2 pseudogenes are annotated in these 1,531 nt (G+C 53.1%); both read right to left on the reverse strand.

Annotation, left to right across the window (positions count from 1 at the left end):
• Positions 1-121: 121 nt before the first annotated feature.
• Positions 122-1,236 (reverse strand): annotated as a pseudogene (locus MHX61_RS11185) (IS3 family transposase); the annotation flags it as partial.
• Between the two features lie 14 nt (positions 1,237-1,250).
• A pseudogene (locus MHX61_RS11190) lies at positions 1,251-1,531 on the reverse strand (hypothetical protein); the annotation flags it as partial.

Here is a 1,531-nt window from a genome sequence, read left to right on the forward strand (position 1 = left end):
ATGGAAGGAGCCCGAGTATCCGGCTGGAAACAAGCCATCAACCAAATGGCCGTGGCCTTTCCCGACCGCTTCGACAAATACCTATAAACCCAGCCCCACACACAAACAACTTGACACGCTCCCGCAAGGTGGCCAGTTCGACTTCTCCGACCGACGTCCACGGACCTTGAGCATGAATCAGTTCCGCCTTGTAGAGACCATTGACTGTTTCGGCTAGAGCATTGTCATAAGAATCGCCGACTGTTCCCACACTCGGACGGATTCCAGATTCCGCTAGCGCAGTGGAATACTTCAGTGACACGTACTGGCTGCCCCGATCACTATGGTGAATTAACTGGTTTCCATGAATTCGCCCTGCAGTCGTTAACGCATGCTCCAAAGCCTCCATGGGCAGCGCATCGGTACGCATCGTCGAGCGTGTAGCAACACCAACAATTTTCCGACTGAAGACATCAACTACAAATGCGGTGTAGGCGAATCCTGACGAAGTGCGAACATAGGTAATGTCGGCAACCCACAACCTGCCTGGCGCTTGTGCACGAAAGTTTCGCTGTACTAGGTCTGGGCGATGATCCGGCGTCTTCGGGCTAATCGTTGTCACAGGGGTTCGTCCACGTCTGCGGCCAGAAACACCTGCTAGCTTCATCAGTCGTGCAGCCTTGTCACGACCGATATGAAAACCTTCACGGTTCATCGCGTGCCACATTTTGCGGATACCGTAGACCGAGAAGTTCTCCGCATGCACACGCTGTATTTCTGGGATGAGCAGGCTATCGCTTAAGGCCCTTGCACTGGGAACGCGTGTGGTGGCTTTGCGGTAGCCGCGTGAAGTAATGAATCCACGATCTGCTTGTTTCAGGACTCGGCAGATGGCCTCGACCCCAAACTGATCTTTATACGTGTCGATGTAAGAGATCATTTGGTCGTGGGTCGGCCGAGTTCCGCTGCGAAAAAAGCCGAAGCAGTCTTAAGAATCCCGTTTGCTCGTTTCAGTTCGCGGTTTTCGCGGCGCAGACGCTTGAGCTCTTCTTCCATTGTCTCGCCGCCTGAAGCGTCAGAGTCATCACGTACTGAAGCGCTGTCACGGTACCAAGCCCGCAACGTGTGGTGAGATACTCCAAGCAGCTCACCGACCTCCGTGTAGGCGCGTTGCAGTGAGCAAGACTCCAGGCGGACCATTTCGATGATCTGATGGACCGCCTTCTCCTTGAACTCGACGGAATACTTTCTAGGCATAGTTCAATCCTTCCTTAGCTGAGGTAGGAACTAAACCCAGGACGCTTCAGCAGGTAAATCCCGCGATGGGTGTAGTGGGTGTACCACCATTTTTTGTTGCGGCGTTTGGCTTTTGGAATCTGGTCGAAGGGGACGTCTTTGACGTAGGTTCTGGCTTTGAGCTGGGTGCTAAATACGGTGCCGAACTGTTGTAGTTTTACGGTCCATTCGGCTGCTTTATCCAGGTTGTCAACGGCGAGTAGTTCAAAGGAAAGTCGTTGTAATGCTTTGCCCATAGCGGAAGTGGGATAAAGGC

Source organism: Corynebacterium sp. ACRPF, from assembly GCF_022347395.1.
Classification (GTDB): Bacteria; Actinomycetota; Actinomycetes; order Mycobacteriales; family Mycobacteriaceae; genus Corynebacterium; species Corynebacterium tuberculostearicum_D.